At 75.1% G+C, this 17,343-nt stretch carries 11 protein-coding genes; 5 read left to right on the forward strand and 6 right to left on the reverse strand.

Annotation, left to right across the window (positions count from 1 at the left end; all coding sequences use genetic code 11):
- The first annotated feature begins 50 nt into the window (after positions 1-50).
- Complete coding sequence (locus H6X67_RS06660; RefSeq protein WP_249369416.1) at positions 51-362, forward strand: YtxH domain-containing protein; 312 nt, start codon at positions 51-53, stop codon at positions 360-362.
- Positions 363-478: 116 nt separating this feature from the next.
- Here the strand turns inward: H6X67_RS06660 and H6X67_RS06665 are convergent, their stop codons facing one another.
- Positions 479-1,384, reverse strand: coding sequence for a trimeric intracellular cation channel family protein (locus H6X67_RS06665; RefSeq protein WP_396121357.1), 906 nt, complete (start codon positions 1,382-1,384; stop codon positions 479-481).
- A 183-nt stretch (positions 1,385-1,567) separates the two neighbouring features.
- Here H6X67_RS06665 and H6X67_RS06670 point away from each other — a divergent pair, with 183 nt between their 5' ends.
- Positions 1,568-2,485, forward strand: coding sequence for a cation diffusion facilitator family transporter (locus H6X67_RS06670; RefSeq protein ID WP_249369415.1), 918 nt, complete (start codon positions 1,568-1,570; stop codon positions 2,483-2,485).
- Between the two features lie 3 nt (positions 2,486-2,488).
- Here H6X67_RS06670 and cydC read toward each other — a convergent pair whose 3' ends face one another.
- Both cydC and H6X67_RS06680 read right to left on the reverse strand, forming a co-directional pair.
- Positions 2,489-4,273 carry a thiol reductant ABC exporter subunit CydC gene (gene cydC, locus H6X67_RS06675; RefSeq protein ID WP_249435482.1) on the reverse strand — a complete coding sequence of 595 codons (1,785 nt, stop codon included), beginning with the start codon at positions 4,271-4,273 and terminating at the stop codon, positions 2,489-2,491.
- Positions 4,274-4,277: 4 nt separating this feature from the next.
- Complete coding sequence (locus H6X67_RS06680; RefSeq protein WP_249369090.1) at positions 4,278-6,050, reverse strand: ABC transporter ATP-binding protein/permease; 1,773 nt, start codon at positions 6,048-6,050, stop codon at positions 4,278-4,280.
- 158 nt (positions 6,051-6,208) lie between these two features.
- Between H6X67_RS06680 and H6X67_RS06685 the strand changes: the two genes are divergently transcribed.
- Together H6X67_RS06685 and H6X67_RS06690 are read left to right on the forward strand one after the other, a co-directional pair.
- Complete coding sequence (locus tag H6X67_RS06685) at positions 6,209-7,111, forward strand: copper homeostasis protein CutC (protein ID WP_249369096.1); 903 nt, start codon at positions 6,209-6,211, stop codon at positions 7,109-7,111.
- A gap of 167 nt (positions 7,112-7,278) precedes the next feature.
- Complete coding sequence (locus tag H6X67_RS06690; RefSeq protein WP_249369091.1) at positions 7,279-8,103, forward strand: alpha/beta hydrolase family protein; 825 nt, start codon at positions 7,279-7,281, stop codon at positions 8,101-8,103.
- A gap of 115 nt (positions 8,104-8,218) precedes the next feature.
- Here H6X67_RS06690 and H6X67_RS06695 read toward each other — a convergent pair whose 3' ends face one another.
- Positions 8,219-9,538, reverse strand: a complete 1,320-nt coding sequence (locus H6X67_RS06695; RefSeq protein WP_249369092.1) for an endonuclease/exonuclease/phosphatase family protein — start codon at positions 9,536-9,538, stop codon at positions 8,219-8,221.
- Between the two features lie 289 nt (positions 9,539-9,827).
- Here H6X67_RS06695 and H6X67_RS06700 point away from each other — a divergent pair, with 289 nt between their 5' ends.
- Positions 9,828-14,576, forward strand: a complete 4,749-nt coding sequence (locus H6X67_RS06700; protein WP_249375498.1) for a DUF3418 domain-containing protein — start codon at positions 9,828-9,830, stop codon at positions 14,574-14,576.
- Between the two features lie 120 nt (positions 14,577-14,696).
- Here the strand turns inward: H6X67_RS06700 and H6X67_RS06705 are convergent, their stop codons facing one another.
- Both H6X67_RS06705 and H6X67_RS06710 read right to left on the reverse strand, forming a co-directional pair.
- Positions 14,697-16,226, reverse strand: coding sequence for a phospholipase D-like domain-containing protein (locus H6X67_RS06705; protein ID WP_249369094.1), 1,530 nt, complete (start codon positions 16,224-16,226; stop codon positions 14,697-14,699).
- A 93-nt stretch (positions 16,227-16,319) separates the two neighbouring features.
- The coding region (locus tag H6X67_RS06710) for a LasA N-terminal domain-containing protein (protein ID WP_349305314.1) at positions 16,320-17,343 on the reverse strand (1,024 nt) is incomplete at its 5' end.

The raw sequence follows: 17,343 nt of genomic DNA on the forward strand, positions 1-17,343 counted from the left end.
CGCGCGGACGCCGTCGGCGCACCCGCACCACGCAACCACAGGAGGTCCGCATGGCCAGCAAGCTCCCCTTCATCCTCGGCCTCGGCGCCGGCTACGTCCTCGGCACGCGCGCCGGCCGCGCGCAGTACGAGCGCATCAAGGCCGCCGCCTCGCGCGTCACCGAGCAGCCCTTCGTGCGCGAGAAGGTCGACGCCGCCACCACCCGCGCCTCCTCCTTCGTGCGCCAGCAGGGCGAGGTCGTCACCGACAAGGTGGCCGACGCCGTCAAGGAGACCCTCTTCGGCGGGCGCACCCGCACCGGGGAGCCGGCCGAGGCCCCCGAGCCCATCCACGTCGACGAGGCCCAGGTCCGCTCCGTCTGAGGTCAGCCCGCTCCGTCTGAGACCTGCCCGCGGGCACCCGCCCCGCCTGAGGCCCCTCCTGAGGCCCCGCATCGCGGCACCGCGAGCGCCCACGGCACTCACAGCACCCGCAGCGCTCACCGGTCCTCGGGGTCCAGCGGCCGGTAGCGCCAGCCCGGCCGTACCGTCCGGCCCGGCCGCGCTGCCTCTGCCGCCTCCGCCGTCGCCGCCCACCGGGGCCGCAGCATGAGGGCACGACGCCAGCCCGAGGCCGAGGTCCCACCGCTGTCCGCCACCGCGGTCCCCGGCACCCGCAGGCGCCTGGCGCCGGACGTCAGCCGGGTCCGACGCCGCCGCTCGCGCTCGCGCTCGACCTCCTCCATCACCGGCAGGCGCCAGGAGCGCCAGTAGGCGAGCAGGCAGGTGCCCGCCCCCACGAGCGTGGAGGCGAGCATCGCGTAGGCGTCCGGCACCCCCGACAGCACGAGGGAGACCTCCGTGGCCGCCGAGCACAGGGCCGGCACGGCGTAGAGCTTGTTCCCGCCGAAGACGGCCGGAGTCTCCCCCACGGAGACGTCGCGGATCATCGAGCCACCGACGGCGGTGAGGCAGCCCAGCAGCAGGGCCGGCATGACCCCCAGCCCGTTGGCCAGGGCCTTGGAGGCCCCGGTGGCGGCCCACGTGCCCAGCACGACGGCGTCGGCGACGACGAGGAAGCGGCGCGCCGGGCGCGAGCGGAAGGGCAGCCACCAGGCGATGAGCGCGCCCGCGCAAGCCGTGTACAGGTAGTAGGGGTCGGTGAGCGCGTAGGGCGGGCCGGCCTGGATCATGACGTCTCGCAGGATCCCGCCCGCGGTGGCGGTGAGCATGGCGAGGACGACGAATCCCACCATGTCGAAGTTCTTGCGGCGCGCGATGAGCCCGCCGAGGATGCCGTTGAGCAGAACCCCGCACAGGTCGACGGCGCGGAAGGTGCTGGGCAGGGCGTCGGGGACGGGCAGGTCCACGACGGCGGGCAGGCAGGAGGCCACGGCGCACAGCACGGGCTGAACTCTACGGAGGCACCGGGCGGCGGTGCCAACGCTCCGGGCGAGGCCGGCTTCCAGCCACCCTGCCTCCCCACCCATACCGCCCGGCCCACGCCGGCCCGGCTCACACTGCCCCCGCTTCCGGGGCCCCGAAACCCTGATTCGGTCCGGCCGGGACCCAGGGCCCAGACTGCGGTCATGTCCTCCCCCAGGTACGCGCCCCCCAAGGACCTGAGCGCCTACGCCTGGCTGTCCGTCGCGGCGGCCGTGACGACCATCGCCCTCAAGGCAGGGGCCGCCTGGATGACCGGCTCGGTGGGCCTGCTCTCCGACGCCACCGAGTCGCTGGTCAACCTCGTCGCCGCGGTCGTCGCGCTCATCGTCCTCAAGGTCTCGATCCGCCCGGCGGACGAGGACCACCAGTTCGGGCACTCCAAGGCCGAGTACCTCTCCGCCGTCGTCGAGGGCGCCCTCATCTTCGTGGCAGCCGCCTTCATCATCGTCTCCGCGGTCGAGCGGGTCCTCACGCCCGTCATGCCCGAGAGGCTGGGAGTGGGCCTGGCCGTCAGCGTCGTCGCCTCCGTCATCAACGCCGTCGTCGCAGCGGTGCTCTACCGCACCGGACGCGCGGAGCGCTCGGCGACCCTCGTGGCCGACGCCACGCACCTGGCGACGGACGTCATGACCTCGGTGGCGGTGCTGTTCGGCGTGGGCCTCGTGGCCGTGTTCCAGTCCCCGGTGCTGGACGCCGTCGTCGCGCTCGGTGCGGGCCTCAACATCATGTGGACGGGCTTCCGCCTGCTGTCGGAGTCCGTCGCGGGGCTCATGGACGTCGCCCCGTCCGCGGAGGCGCTGGCGGCGATCAACGCGGTCCTCGACGGACACCGGGTCGAGGGGCGGGTGGACTTCCACGCGGTGCGGGTGCGCGAGGCCGGCAACCGGCGCTTCGCTCACGTGCACGTGCTCGTGCCGGGGGCGTGGACGGTCAAGGAGGGGCACGACTTCACCGAGGAGCTCATCGACGAGCTCGTGGCGGCCGACCCCAGCCTGCGGGTCTCGGCGCACCTGGAGCCCATCGAGGACCCGCGCTCCTACGACGACGTCGACGACGTCTGAGCCTCAGGCCCGCTCGCGCTCACGCAGCCGCCGCAGCGGCCCGTCGACGGCGAGCAGCGCCTCGGGCGCGCCGGCCTGCACCAGGCGGCCGGAGTCGAGGACGACGACGTGGTCCGCCTCCCCCACCCGGCCCAGGCGGTGGGTGATCTCGATGACGGTCGCCCCGGTCAGGCGCTCGCGCACCGCCCGGCGCACGCGCCCCTCGAGCTCGGGGTCGAGGTGGCTCGTGAACTCGTCGAGCACGAGGACGCCGGGCCGGGCGAGCAGGGCGCACGCCAGGGACAGGCGCTGGCGCTGCCCGCCGGAGACGGAGGCGCCACGCTCGCCGATGAGCGTGTCGTAGCCCTCCTCCATGACCAGGACCTCGTCGTGGACGCCGGCTGCCCGGCAGGCATCCTCCACCTCCTCCTGGGTGGCGTCCGGGCGGGCCAGTCGCACGTTGTCCGCGACGGAGGCGCGGAACAGGTGGGCCCTCTGGGACACGAGGGCGACCTCGCGGCGCAGGGAGTCGGCGGTGAGGGAGCGCAGGTCGTGGCCGTCCACGAGCACCCGCCCGCCGGTGGGGTCGTCGAAGCGCAGGGCGAGGTTCGCCAGGGTGGTCTTGCCGGAGCCGGAGACCCCCACGAGGCAGGTCCACCGTCCCGCCGCCGCAGTGAGGGACACGCCGGCCAGGGCCCGCCCGCGGGCGCCGGGGTAGGCGTAGGAGACGTCCTCCCAGACGACCTCGTGGGCGCCGGCGCCGACCAGCTCGGTCCCGCCGTCGGGCACCTCGACGGGGGCGTGGACCACCTCGTGCACGCGCTCAGCGGAGGCGAAGGAGGCGTTGAGGGAGGCGGCGAACTCCTCGACGCCGCGCACCGTCTCCGTCAGGCGCAGGACGGCGGCGGCGCTGGCCGCGAGCACGGCCGGGCTCAGCGCGCCCTGCTCGACGGCGGGAGCCCCGACGGCGAGCACGGCCAGGGGGCCGGCCAGGACGAGGAGCTGCACGGCGCCGCGGCGCGCGGCGGCCCAGACGGTGGAGGCCCGCCCGGCGGCGGCGACGGCGTCGTCCAGCTCTCGCATCTGGGCCAGCCGCTCGCTGGTGCGCCCGTAGCCGACGACCTCGGCCAGGCCCTGCACGGAGTCGGTGACGTGCTGGGTGAGGACGGCGCGGGCGGCCACCACCTCGCGCGAGGAGCGCAGGGAGCGGCGCCAGCCGGCCAGCGGCACGAGCAGGGTCGCGGTGAGCAGGAGGGGCAGGGCGGTGAGCGCCAGGGCCCAGGAGGCGCGGGCGCCGATGACGAGCAGGACGGTCGTCGGCACGATGACGGCGGAGACCATGGGGGCGAAGGTGTGGGCGAAGAAGACCTCGATGCGGTCCACGTCCTTGGTGGAGCGGGCCAGCAGGTCGCCGGAGCGGGAGGTCGCCATGACGCGCGGCGCGCGCGGGATGAGGGCGCGGAAGATCTCGGCGCGCAGGAGCTCGAGGGCCTTGAAGGCGACGAGGTGGCCGAGGAGCTGCTCGCCGTAGCGCAGGAGGGCCTTGGCCAGGCTCATGGCGGCCATGGCGCCGACGACGACCCACAGCGACGGCAGGGAGGCCCCGGTGGCGAGGGCGGTGGCGGTGCGCACGACCGCCGCGGCGGCGAGGGCGAACAGGCCGACGCCGAGCAGCAGGTCGGCGACGCGGCAGGCGGTGGAGGCCAGCAGCGGGGCGAGGACGGGGCGGGTGACCCGCAGGAGCCAGGCGATGAGCTCACGGCGGGTGGGGGCCGGGGCGACGGGGGCGGCGGAGGGGGTGCGGCTCATGGGCTCAGGCCTCCTGCTTCTGGGAGGGGGTGACGACGGCGACGCGGCCGTCCTGCACGCGCAGGACGCGGTCCGCCCCGGTGACGGCTCCGGCGCGGTGGGAGACGGTGAGGACGGTGCGGCCGGCGGAGACGCGCTCGATGGCCTGGACGATGCGGGCCTCGGAGTCGAGGTCGACCTGGCTAGTGGGCTCGTCGAGGACGAGCAGGGGCCGGTTGGCGAGGAAGGCGCGGGCCAGGGAGACGCGCTGGGCCTGGCCGCCGGACAGGCCCAGGCCCTGCTCGCCCAGGAGCGTGTGCAGGCCCTCGGGCATGAGGCGCACCTCGTCGGCGAGGTGGGCGGCCTCGAGGGCCTGCCACATGCGCTCCTCGGTGGCGCCGGGGTCCGCCAGGCGCAGGTTGTCGGCGATGGTGCCGGTGAACAGCCAGGTGGTCTGGGCGACGACGGCGCTGGCGGCACGGACCTCGTCCTGGGTGGCGGCGGTCAGGGCGGTGCCGTCCACGCGCACGGTGCCGGCGGCGGGCAGGAGGTCGCCGGAGACGAGGGAGACGAGGGTGGACTTGCCCGCGCCGGAGGGGCCGACGACGGCGACGCGCTCCCCGGGCTCGATGCTGAGGTCGACGTCGTCGAGGACGGCGGGGGCGTCGTCGTCGGGCCTCGCCCAGGTGGCGGTGACGCCGTTGAGGCTCAGGCGGGCGCCGTCGACCCAGGTGCCGCCGGCGCCACCGGCCCTGTCGGGTGGGGTGGTGGGCTCGTGCAGGCTCTCGCCGTCGGGCAGGGCGGCACCGTCGGCGCGCTCGGTGGCGAGCAGGGCGCGCAGGGCCCGCTGGTTGGCCAGTCCTCCCATGCCCACGTAGAAGAAGGCGCCGACGCGGTCCAGGGGCTCGAGCAGGGTGTAGGAGACGAGCACGATGGCCAGCGCGTCCCCCGGGCCGATGGCGCCCGAGCCGAGGCGGGCCAGGGCGAGGGCGGCGGAGGCGGCGACGAAGAAGAGGGAGAAGAGCCCGTCGGTGACGAGGATGACGAGCTGGTTGCCGGCGAGCAGGCCCATGACAGCGCGGCGGTTGGCCTCGCCCTCTCGCCTGAGGCTCTCGTGGGTGCGCCGGGCGGCGCGGGCCAGGACGAGGGTGGTGAGCCCCTGGATGGCGTCGAGGTACTCGGCGCTCAGGCGGGTGCGCTGGCGGCGCGAGCCGGAGGAGGAGCGGCGGACCTTGGAGTGGAAGACGCTGATGAAGCCGGGGATGAGGACGACGGCGAGGGCGAGGACGACGGCGCTCAGCCAGTCGACGGTGGCGCCGAGGAGGATGAGGACGAGGGCCGGTGACAGGGCGGCGGCGACGGTGGGGGCGAGGAAGGTCTGGCGGTAGAGGGCGACGCGCTCGGCGCCGTCGGTGAGCAGGGAGACGGTGGCACCGCTGCGGTGCTCTCGGGCGCGGCCGGGGCCGAGCGCGAGGAGGTGGCCGAGGGCCCTGGCGCGGATGGCGCCCTCCTGGCCGGCGGCGCTGGTGCGGGCGGTGAGCTCGACGGCGAGCTGGCAGGCGCCGGCCAGGAGGGCCCCGAGGAGGGCGGCCAGGAGGTGGGCGCGCCAGTCGCCGTCGGCGGTGGGGCTGCGGGTGAGGGCGGTCCCGGTGACGGCGCCGAGGCCGCGCCCGAGGTGGATGAGGGTCCAGCCGGAGGCGAGGCCGCCGAGGGCGGTGAGGAGGAAGGAGGCGGTGTTGGCACGGCTGCCCGCGGGGGTGCCGACGGGGACCTTGGGGGCGCGTGTGGCTCGGGCCATGGGGTCCTTCTCTCGTGACCGGTCGGGGGCTGCTCGTCACCGGAAGGGCACGCAGCGAAGGAGAGCCTAACCTTCACGTCCCGGCTTCGCGACATCGTGTCACATCTTGCGACCTCCACCACAGCCGGACGGCATGACACACTCGGTCCATGAACGCGATGCGCCTGACCGGCTCCGCCCCCTCCCTGCGACGCCACGCCGTCTGGACGCAGGACCGGTCCTGGGGCCGCCCCGGCCACGTCGCCGTCGAGATCTGCACCGAGAACGCCGAGGGCGTGCGGCTGTCCGCCCGGGCCGGGGCGGACCGGGCCGAGCTGTGCGACAACCTCGCCGCCGGCGGCACCACCCCCTCCATCGGCTCCGTCGAGGCCGCGGTCCTCGCCGCCGCCGAGGAGATCGCCCAGCGCCGCGCCCTCGCCGGACGCCACTGGCTCACCAGCCCCGCGGCCCACCCGCTCGGCCTGCGCGTCATGATCCGCCCGCGCGGCGGCGGCTTCGTCTTCAGCTCCGACGAGGGTCGCGCCATGGTCGCCGACGTGCGCCGCATCGCCGCCCTCGCGCGCGAGATGAGCGAGTACACGCGCCCCCAGCCCGCCGGCTCCGCCGGGCAGCCCCTGCCGCCGGCCGTCGAGCTCGGCTTCGTCGTCGGCGTCCTCACCGAGGAGCACACGATCGACCGCGGCCTGCTGCGCCTGCTCGTCGACACCGCCGACGGCGCCCCCATCACCTTCAACAAGGCGCTCGACGAGACCCGCGACCTCGCCGAGGCCTACGGGGACCTCGGCGGGCTCGGGGTCAGCGCGGTGCTCACCTCCGGCGGCGCCCCCACCGCGCTGGAGGGCGCCGAGGTCCTGCGCGGGCTCGTCGCCGCCGGCGGCCCGACGGTCATCGCGGCCGGCACGGTGCGCCCTGAGAACACGGCCCAGGTCATCGAGGCCACGGGCGCGCGCGAGATCCACATGCGCTGCTCCGTGCGGGGCCTGACCCCCGGCGAGCCCCAGCGCACGGACGAGTCCCTCGTGCGCCTGGCCGTCGAGGCCGCCCACGCCATCGCCGTCTGAGCGCGCCCGCCGGGACCGGGCCGACGCCGTCGCCCGGGCACCGCGCGGAAGGCGCGCGCAGAGCGCGCAGAAGGCGGGACCCCACGGGTCACGCTGCGAGCGCAATCGACACGACGGGGCGTCCTGCCCCTCCCGGTGCGGCTGGCCGCTGCCTTAGGTTGGGTCACATGAGCGAGGTCCGCATCGACACCTCCCGCGGCGTGACGCTGGCGGGCACGCTGATGCTGCCCGACGGCGCCGCCGGGCTCGACATCGACGCCGTGCTCGCCGGGGTGGACGCCGGCATCCCGGCTCCTGAGCGCGCCGAGGGCGTCATCGTCCTCGCCCACGACTTCCTCACCGACAGGCACGGCCTGGACCACCGCCTCGACGCCCTGGCCGCGGCCTACCGCCAGGCCGGCTGGGCGACCCTCCAGTTCGACTTCTCCGGCCTGGGCGCCTCCGACGACGACGTCGTCACCCTCGCGGGCGAGGTCGAGGACCTGCAGGCCGTCACCGGCTGGCTCGAGGTGCTGGGCTACCGCCGCACGGGCGTGCACGCCAACGGCTTCGGGGCGACGGCGACCCTGCTGGCCCGGCCGCAGAACGTGCAGGCCGTCGTCGTCGTGGGGGCGGTGGTGGGCCCGCAGTCGATCCTGTGGGAGAACGTCTTCTCCCCGGACCAGCTCGACGAGCTCGCCGCCCACGGCCTCACCCGCCTCGTGGACGACAACCCCAACGCGCGCGAGTGGGACGTGCTGTCCAAGCAGACCCTCGCGGACGTGTCCCTGCAGAGCCCGGAGCGCACGATGGAGGGCCTGCCCTGGCCCGTCCTCATGCTCCACGGCGCGCTCACGGACGAGTTCCCGGACTCGGCCGCGGCGGCGACCGAGGGCTTCACGCTGCTGCGTGACGGCAGCCAGCTCGTACAGGTGCGGGCCGAGAACCCGCAGGAGGCCCAGGAGCAGGTGGGCAGGCTCGGCCGTGAGTGGTTCGAGCGGCGCCTGCGCTAGGCCCGCGCCAGTGGGTGGGCCGGCCAACCGGTGGCCGGCGGGGGGCTGCGCGGCTCGGCGGGTGGGCCGGGCGGTGCGGCGGACGCCGTCGGCTCCCAGCACCTCTCAGGACCTCTCAGTGCTGCTCGAGGGTGACGACGAGGGCCCGGTGGTCGGAGCCGGGGACCTCGATGAGGTCAACGCCCGTGCTGGTCCAGGTGGCCGTGTCGATGAGCACGTGGTCGATGGGCGAGCCCAGCAGCGGGGTGCGGGTGGACACCGGCCAGGTGGACAGGCCACCGCCCCCGGCCTGCAGGGCCGCGTCGGTGCAGCCGCCCAGGTCCCGCATGGGGGCGTGGTCGAGGGTGGCGTTGAGGTCTCCGGCGAGGACGAGGCCCGGGGCCGGGGCTGCGCACTGGGCGACGACCCTGCTCACCGACTGCGCCCAGGGCTCCATCGTGTCCTTCAGGGGCGCGATGGTGTGGACGCCGAGGATCGTGGGGCGCTGGTGGCCGTCCAGCAGGGCGTCGCCGACCGGCTGCAGGAGCACTGCGCCGTGACCGAGGCCGTCCGGGGCGCTGGCCTGCTCGTACTCGCCGATCCCGGCGCTGACGAGGACCGAGGTGGCGCCCGCGCCCGAGCCGGCCCCGGGTGCCGTCGGCGTGGGCTCGGGCGAGGCGGCAGGGTCGGCGGGATCGTCGAGGTCGCCGGCAGGCTCAGCCGGCTCTCCGACGGCGTCGGCTGGTTCAGCAGTCTCGGCCACCGGATCGGCAGCCCCGGCGTCGGCGGGCTCGGCAGCCTCCTCCGGCGCACCCGGCGCGGTGGTGAAGGGCGTGTAGGCCAGGCCGTCCTGGGCGAGCAGGGCGAGGATCTCGGTGGTGTCCTCGGCGCTCGTCTCGGGCAGGACGACGACGTCGGGGGCGGTTGAGCGGATCGCGATGGCCAGCTCGACCGTGTGGGCCCGGCCCCCGTAGGTGTTGAAGGTGAGGACGGTGAGGCCGCCGTCCCAGGGCTCGCCGGCCGCGGCGGGGGCGGTGGCCAGGTCCGTGGTCTCGAGCCCGCGGTCCCACAGCACCCAGGTGTGCGTGCCGGCCACGAGCAGCAGGACGAGGGCGAGGACGCCGGTGCGCAGCCCGCCCTCGCGGCGCAGGACGCGGGTGAGCGCGGAGACGGCGACGACGAGGCCGACGAGCGCGAGGATGAGCACGAGCCCGCTGCGGACCGCGAGGGCCTGGGCGAAGGGGTAGCGCATGCTCAGGCGCAGGTCCTCGCTGAGGCCCGCGAGGAGGTCCGGGGCGAGGGTGAGGACGGCCAGGAGCCCGAGGACGACGGCGACGCACCAGCCGGTCGCACGGCGCACCCTCTGCCAGGTGCTGCGGGTGGCGGGGACGCCCGACCGCTCAGCGGGCGCGGCCGGGGCCGTGGGGTCGTCGGGGTGGGGCGTCGGGTCGCTCATGAGGCCATGCTCCCCCATGAGACGGTCGCCACGTGGGCTCCTGGCGCACCGGATCGCGAGGACCCCGGTGCCGTCACGGAGCACCTCCTGCACACCCAAGGACCACCTCCTGCCCCAAGGACAACCTGCGCACCCAAGGACAACGAAAAGCGCGCACACACGTTGTCCTACGAGCGGGAGGTTGTCCTACGCAGGGAAGGTTGTCCTGGGGCCGGGCGCTGGTGACATCACACGGTCGCGGCGCTGAGCCTGGGGGACAATGGGCAGCCGTATGAGTGACGAGACGAGCATGAGCCCAGAGCCGCTGAGCACGGAAGCACTGAGCCCTGCGCCGCCCAGCGAGCGCCCCGGGAGTCCCCGGCCCGGCCGTGGCTCCGGCCGAGCCTCCGGCACCGGCACCAGCCGGCACGACCGTCCCTCCCGCCGCGGCCACGCCGACCAGGGCAGCCGCGCCGAGCAGGACGGCCAAGCCAGCCCGGGTGGGCACTCCGACCAGGGACGCCGCGCCAAGCGGGGCGGGCGCCGCCGCGAGTGGCCGGGCTTCACGCCCGAGCAGCTGGCCGAGCGCGCCGCCAACGTGCCCGCCGTCGTCTACCCGGAGGAGCTGCCCGTCAGTGCCCGCCGCGACGAGATCGCCCAGGCCATCGCCTCCAACCAGGTCGTCATCGTCGCCGGCGAGACCGGCTCCGGCAAGACCACCCAGCTGCCCAAGATCTGCCTCGAGCTCGGCCGCGGCGTGACCGGCATGATCGGCCACACCCAGCCCAGGCGCATCGCCGCGCGCTCCGTCGCCGAGCGCATCGCCCACGAGCTCGGCACCTCCATCGGGGGCGACGGCGTCGTGGGCTACCAGGTGCGCTTCACCGAGGAGACGGGCCCGCGCACGCTGGTCAAGCTCATGACGGACGGCATCCTCCTGGCGGAGATCCAGACCGACCCCATGCTGCGCCGCTACGACACGGTCATCGTCGACGAGGCGCACGAGCGCAGCCTCAACATCGACTTCATCCTCGGCTACCTCGCCCGCCTGCTCCCCCGTCGCCCGGACCTCAAGGTCATCATCACCTCGGCGACCATCGACTCCGAGCGCTTCGCCGAGCACTTCGGCCAGGAGGTCTCGCGCGCAGACGGCTCAGTCACCCGGGTCCCCGCCCCCGTCATCCAGGTCTCGGGGCGCACCTACCCGGTGGAGATCCGCTACCGGCCCCTGCTCGCCGATGACGGCTTCGACGCCGCCGCGGACCCGGTGCGTCACGCCGGGGGCCACGTCCCCGACGACGACGCCCCCACCGGTCCCACGGCCCCCACGGGACCGGCCCCGGCCGGGGAGCTGTCCGACGACGAACTCGAGGCCCTGACCTCGCCCGACCCCGCGGTCAGGGCGGCCGCCCGCGCCCGGCGTGAGGCCGTGCGCGCGGCGGCCGGGGCAGGGCCCACCGCCCGGGCCGGTGCGGGCCGGGCGCCGTCGCAGCGCGAGGAGGACCGCGACCAGGTCACCGGCATCCTCGACGCCGTCGACGAGCTCATGGCCGCCGGCAGCGGTGACATCCTCGTCTTCCTCGCCGGGGAGCGCGACATCCGCGACACCGAGTCCGCCCTCATCGACCACCTGGGGCCCCGCTACACCGCGGACGGGCGCTCGCGCACGCCGGGCGCCGTCGAGGTCGTGCCCCTCTACTCGCGGCTGACCGCCGCCGAGCAGCACCGGGTCTTCGAGGCGCACTCCTGCCGTCGCGTCGTGCTCGCCACGAACGTCGCCGAGACCTCCCTGACGGTCCCCGGCATCCGCTACGTCATCGACCCGGGCCTGGCGCGCATCTCCCGCTACTCCAACCGCACGAAGGTCCAGCGCCTGCCCATTGAGCCGGTGAGCCGGGCCAGCGCGGACCAGCGCTCGGGCCGCTGCGGCCGCGTGGCCGACGGCATCGCCATCCGCTTGTACTCCGAGGGCGACTACCTCGCCCGCCCGGAGTACACGGAGCCGGAGATCCTGCGCACCTCGCTGGCCAGCGTCATCCTGCAGATGGCGAGCCTGGGCCTGGGAGCGGTCGAGGACTTCCCCTTCCTGGACGCCCCCGACTCACGGGCGGTGCGCGACGGCATCCAGCTCCTCACCGAGATCGGCGCCATCGAGACGGTCGGCGCCGGCTCCTCGCGCCGGGCGGCCCACGACTCCCGGCGAGGACCGCGTCTGACCGACGTGGGGCGGCGCCTGGCCCGCCTGCCCATCGACCCGCGCCTGGGGCGCATGCTGCTCGAGGCCGGCGAGCGCGGCTGCGCCGGCGAGGTCATGGTCATCGTCGCGGCCCTGTCCATCCAGGACGTGCGCGAGCGGCCGGTGGACCGCCAGGAGGCCTCCGACGCGCTGCACCGCCGCTTCGCGGACCCCACGAGCGACTTCCTCACCTACCTCAACCTGTGGCGCTACCTGCGCACCCAGCAGCGCGAGCTCTCCGGCTCCGCCTTCCGCCGCATGTGCCGCAGTGAGTTCCTGCACTACCTGCGGGTGCGCGAGTGGCAGGACGTCCACACCCAGCTGCGCCAGCTGGCCCGGCCGCTGGGGCTGTCCGCCGCACCGGTGGAGCTGCCCACGGCCCGCTCGATCCGGGCCGCCCGAGAGGCCCTTGAGCCGGGCTCGCACGCCGCCCAGGTCGCCCACGGGGACGTGGCGGCCGCCGTCGTCGCCCTGGGACGCAGCGCGGACACGCCGGACGCGGACGCCATCCACCGCTCCCTGCTCGTGGGGCTGCTGTCCAACGTCGGCAGCTGGGACGAGCGGCGCCGCGAGTACGGCGGCGCCCGCGGCACCCGCTTCACGATCTGGCCCGGGTCGGGCCTGCGCCGCAAGACCTACGACTGGGTGATGACCGCCGAGCTCGTCGAGACGAGCCGCCTGTTCGCCCGCACGGTCGCGCGGGTGGACCCGCGCTGGGTCGAGGAGGCGGCCGAGGCCGCCGGCCTGGCCCGGCACGTGTACGGCGAGCCCTACTGGTCCACCCGCCAGGGCGCCGCCATGGTCCACGAGAAGGTCCTCCTGTACGGCATGACGCTGGCGGCGGACCGCCCGGCGACCCTCGCCTCCGTCGGGACCGCCTCCGCGCGCGAGGTGGCCCGCGAGATGTTCCTGCGTCAGGGCCTGGTCGAGGGCGGCTGGCACGCGCGCCACGGCTTCGTCCAGCGCAACCGCGACCTGGTGGAGGAGCTGGGCGACGTCGAGTCGCGCCGCCGCGAGCACGGGCTGCTGGCCTCGGACGAGGCGCTGCTGCGCTTCTACGACGAGAGGGTCCCCGACGACGTCCACGGCGCCAACGACTTCGACGCCTGGTGGAGGTGGGAGAAGGGCCGGCGCCCGGACCTGCTCGACTTCACGCGCGAGCTGCTCCTGCCCGGTGGCGACGACGACCTCGAGCAGGCCTACCCGGACCAGTGGGTCCAGGGGGACCTCACCCTCGGCCTGGACTACGTCTTCGAGCCCGGCCGCAGTGACGACGGCGTGAGCGTCCAGGTGCCCCTCGAGGTGCTGGGCCGCCTGGAGCCCAAGGGCTTCGACTGGCTCGTGCCGGGCATGCGCCCCGAGCTCGTCGTCGCCACGATCCGGGCCCTGCCCAAGCGGGTGCGCCGCCAGCTCGTGCCGGCCCCCGACGTCGGCGCCCAGCTGTGGGCGATGATGCGCGAGGCCCACCCGGTGCCCGAGGGCGCCAGCGCGCCGGCCGTCTCCTTCAGAGAGGCCTTCTCCGCCGCAGTGCGGCGCCTGCGCGACGTCGAGGTCACCGCGGCCGACTGGCTCGAGGCGGAGGACCACCTGCCGGAGCACCTGCGCGTCGCCTTCGTGGGGCTCGACGCACGCGGGCGCGAGGTCGGCCGCGGCAAGGACCTCGTCGCGCTGCAGAAGCGGCTCGCCGGGCGGACGGAGCAGGCGGTGCGCTCGGCCGTGCGCGGGGCGCTGGCCCAGGCGATGGCGGAGGCCGAGGACCGCCGCTCCTCTCGTGGCCGCAGGCGCAAGGGCCGCGGGAAGGGGGCCGACGGCGGCGCCCTACCGTCCGCTGGAGGACCGGGCTCGTCGTCGGCCGGCTCCGGTGCGCCGGGCGCCGGGCTGCGGGCGGGGATCGCGGAGCGCAGGGGCCTGGTCGACTGGCCGACAGGTGTGGCCGGGCTCGAGGGTGAGGACCGCTCGACCCTGCCGGCGACCGTCGAGTCCACGGGCACGGCCGGGCTCGTCGTGCGCGGCTACCCGACGCTCGTGGCCGCCGGCCCTGCGAGCGCGGACCTCACGATCCTGCCCGACGCCGAGGCGCAGGCCCGCGCGCACCCGGCCGGGGTGACCGCGCTGGCGCTGGCGCGCACGCAGCTCGCCGTCGGGCGCGTGACCTCACGCTGGACGGCCGGTGAGACGCTGGCGCTGGCCGCCTCGCCGTACCGGACGACCGAGGCTCTGGTGACGGACATCCAGCTGTCGGCGGCGCGCGTGGTCGCCGACCGGTGGGCGGTGGCCGTGGGGCGTCGCCTGGACCAGGTGCGCACGCGGGCCGTCTTCGAGGAGCTCGTGGCGGTCATGCGCCGCGAGCTCGAGGACGAGGTCTACCGGGTGGCGCAGGTGGTGGCCGCCGCGCTCCAGGCGCAGCGGGAGGTGGGGCGCGCCGTCGAGCAGCACACCTCGTTGGCGCTGCTGTCCACGCTCCAGCAGGTGCGTGAGCACGTCGCCTCGCTCGTCTTCGACGGCTTCGTGGCGGCGACGCCACCCGAGCACCTCGTCCACCTGCCGCGCTACCTGCGGGCGGCGGCCCTGCGCGTGGACAAGGCGCAGGCCTCGCCGAGCCATGACGCGGCGCTGGCCTACCAGGTGGGCCAGGCCGAGGCGCTGCTGGCGCAGGCGCGCGAGCGGGCGGCGGCGCTGCCGGCGGATGCCGGGCGCGAGGCGCTGCTGGTCGAGGGCCGCTGGCTCATCGAGGAGCTGTGGGTGAGCCTGTTCGCCCAGACGCTGGGCACGAGCCGGAAGGTGAGCGTGCAGCGCATCGGCAGGCTGCTGGCGAGGGTCTGAGCCCCGTCCCTGCACGAGTTCGAGGGTTCGGTGCCGAGTTCGAGTCCGCAACCCTCGACCTCGTGACCCAACCCTCGAGCTCGCGGCGACAGCGTCGCGGGCGCCGACGCGCCGGACGCCCTACAGCACCGCGGACATGAGCCGGCAGACGTTGTCCACGTAGCGCCGGTACCACGGCTCCCTCGCCCACTGCTCAGCCGTCAGCTCCTCGCTCAGCTCGCGGTAGGTCTCGTCGTTGAGGCGCAGGAGGTCGTCCAGGTCCCCGCCGAAGGCCAGCAGCATGACCTCGTAGTTGAGGGCGAAGGAGCGGAAGTCCATGTTGGAGGAGCCGATGACGGTGACGTCGTCATCGACCGTCATGTACTTGGCGTGCAGGACCGTGGGCGCCGGGTAGCGGTAGATGCGCACGCCCGCGGCCAGCAGGGCCGAGTAGTAGGAGCGCTGGGCGTGGTTGACGATGAAGTGGTCGGACTCCTTGCCGACGAAGAGCTCGACGTCGATCCCCCGGTAGGCGGCGGTCGTCATGGCGGACAGCAGGGCCTCGTCGGGGATGAAGTAGGGGCTGGTGATCGACACCCGCCGCTCGGCCGTCTGGATGAGGGACAGGAACATCCGCAGGTTCGGCTCCGTCGGGTAGCCGGGCCCGGAGGGGACGATCTGCATGGCGTTGACGACGGCGTCGGGCCTGCCGCTGCGGGGAGCCGGGGTGCCGACGACGGCGCTGCCCGCCCCGTCGCCCACGTCGGCCAGGTCCTGCCCGCCCAGGCCGGGGACGAGGTCCAGGGCCTCGAGCTGCTCACCGGCCTCGAAGTACCAGTCCATGGCGAACACGGCCTGCGCCTCGACGACGACGTCCCCCGTGACCTCGACGGACAGGTCGTGCCACACGCGCCCGGCCCGGATGTTGGAGCGCAGCCGGTAGGTGGGGTCGATGATGTTGTGGGAGCCGATGAAGGCCGTGCGGCCGTCGACGATGAGGAGCTTGCGGTGGTTGCGCAGGTCGGGGCGGCGGAAGCGCCGCCGGTGGGGCAGCAGCGGCATCATGAGCCGCCACTGGATCCCCGCCTGCTGCCAGCGCCGCCCGAGCGTGCGCCAGCCGGGGTACTTGCGCGAGCCCAGGTGGTCGACGAGGAGCCTGACGGTGACCCCGCGGGCGGCGGCGCGCTCGAGGGAGCGGTAGAAGACGTCCGTCACCTCGTCCCAGGACTGGATGTAGAACTCGACGTGGACGTGGTGCTCGGCGGTGTCGACCGCGCGGGCCATGGCCGCGTAGGTGTCGGCGGCGTCGGCGTGCAGGGCGACCGCCTCGCCCGTGACGCAGGGCAGGCCGGTGAGCCTGCGGTTCATGCGCAGGACGGAGGCCAGGTGCTCGCCGGGGTGGGCGCCCTCGGGGGCGTCGGGCAGGCCCGCGGTCATCCGCAGGGCGCCCTCGGTGGCGCTCACCTGCTGCTCGCGGCGGCGGCCGCGGATCCAGGGGCTGCCGAGGAAGATGTACAGGGGCAGGCCGACGACGGGCAGCAGGAAGATGAGCAGCAGCCAGGCGGTCGAGGAGGAGGGCCTGCGGTTCTCGGGGACGGTGCCCAGGGCGGCGACCTTGATGGCGTACTCGAGCACGACCCAGATGGTCGTGAGGATCTCGGGCAGCTGCATGGGGACATCCTGTCACGCCGGCTCCCGGGACGGGGCTCAAGCCGACAGGCCGGCGGCGCGCCCGGCGGAGCCCGGTGGCGCTGCCGGCCGCACTCAGTCGGCGCTCGAGGGGGTCGGGTCCCCGAACCAGGTGCGGTAGTAGCCGTAGAAGTTGAGGGTGCCCCAGGTGGTGCAGTCGTCCCCTCCGTCCCAGGCGGCCTCGTTGAGCAGGTACGGGGTGTAGTTGTACAGGCCGGCGGTGGCCTGGTTGACGGGGGTGACCTCACCGGTGCCGCAGGCCGCGCTGGGGGCGTAGCCGAGCGTGGCCGTCTCGCCGGCGACGACCTCGTAGCCCCACGGGTCCTGGTGGTAGCGCTGGAACTGGGCGGCGGCGCCGTAGAGCTGGCGGAAGAAGCCGGCGTGCTCGGGGTCGCAGGTGCCGCCGTCGGGGCAGTCGTAGCCGGCGGCGGCCTCGTAGTCGTGGGCGGTGAGGCTCTCGCCGGAGGCGGTGAGCAGGCCCTGCTCCTTCTGGATGAGGGTGAGCAGCACGCGGGGGCTGACCCCGCAGGAGCCGGCGACGTTGGTGATGACCTGGGCGGCGCTCTCGCCCTCGGCCCCCGTGTAGCCGGAGCAGCCGGGGCCGGGCGCGTAGTCCTCCGTGGTGAAGACGGCCTGGGCGAGGCAGGGGGTGCCGTCGTCGCCGGCCACGCAGCCCTTGTTGACCCGGGCGATGAAGTCGCTGACCTCCTCCAGCGTCATGGAGCCGGAGTCGAAGAAGACGTCGTCGTCGATGACGTGGGCGGCATCGAAGCCCGTGTAGTCGGGGACGACGGCGGCGGGCCCGGACGGGGTGGGTGAGGGGGGCACCCAGGTGGCGGCCTCGGGGGTCGGCTCGGGCCGGGGGTCGAGGAGGCCCAGGGCGTCGACGGCGAGAGCACCGGCCCCCAGCGTGGCGGCGAAGGCGAGGAGCACGATGAGGGCGCCGGTCAGGCGGCGGCGTCGGCGCCCGGGGCGGCGGCCGGGGCGGGGGCGTGTGCCGGCCTGGTCGAAGAGCGCGGCGGCCGGGGAGGCCGTCTCAGGGGTGCGGGCCCGGGCCGGGCGGGTTGAGGCGGTGGCGCCGTCCAGCGCGTGCCAGGCC

Source organism: Actinomyces sp. AC-20-1, from assembly GCF_023369555.1.
Lineage (GTDB): Bacteria > Actinomycetota > Actinomycetes > Actinomycetales > Actinomycetaceae > Actinomyces.

Bases quoted from the DNA above. Each gene is read 5' to 3' on its own strand.
- H6X67_RS06700 (WP_249375498.1), top strand. From the start codon at position 9,828: ATGAGCCCAGAGCCGCTGAGCACGGAAGCACTGAGCCCTGCGCCGCCC.
- H6X67_RS06660 (WP_249369416.1), top strand. From the start codon at position 51: ATGGCCAGCAAGCTCCCCTTCATCCTCGGCCTCGGCGCCGGCTACGTC.
- H6X67_RS06685 (WP_249369096.1), top strand. From the start codon at position 6,209: ATGCGCCTGACCGGCTCCGCCCCCTCCCTGCGACGCCACGCCGTCTGG.
- H6X67_RS06680 (WP_249369090.1), bottom strand. From the start codon at position 6,050: ATGGCCCGAGCCACACGCGCCCCCAAGGTCCCCGTCGGCACCCCCGCG.
- H6X67_RS06705 (WP_249369094.1), bottom strand. From the start codon at position 16,226: ATGCAGCTGCCCGAGATCCTCACGACCATCTGGGTCGTGCTCGAGTAC.
- H6X67_RS06695 (WP_249369092.1), bottom strand. From the start codon at position 9,538: ATGAGCGACCCGACGCCCCACCCCGACGACCCCACGGCCCCGGCCGCG.
- cydC (WP_249435482.1), bottom strand. From the start codon at position 4,273: ATGAGCCGCACCCCCTCCGCCGCCCCCGTCGCCCCGGCCCCCACCCGC.
- H6X67_RS06670 (WP_249369415.1), top strand. From the start codon at position 1,568: ATGTCCTCCCCCAGGTACGCGCCCCCCAAGGACCTGAGCGCCTACGCC.
- H6X67_RS06690 (WP_249369091.1), top strand. From the start codon at position 7,279: ATGAGCGAGGTCCGCATCGACACCTCCCGCGGCGTGACGCTGGCGGGC.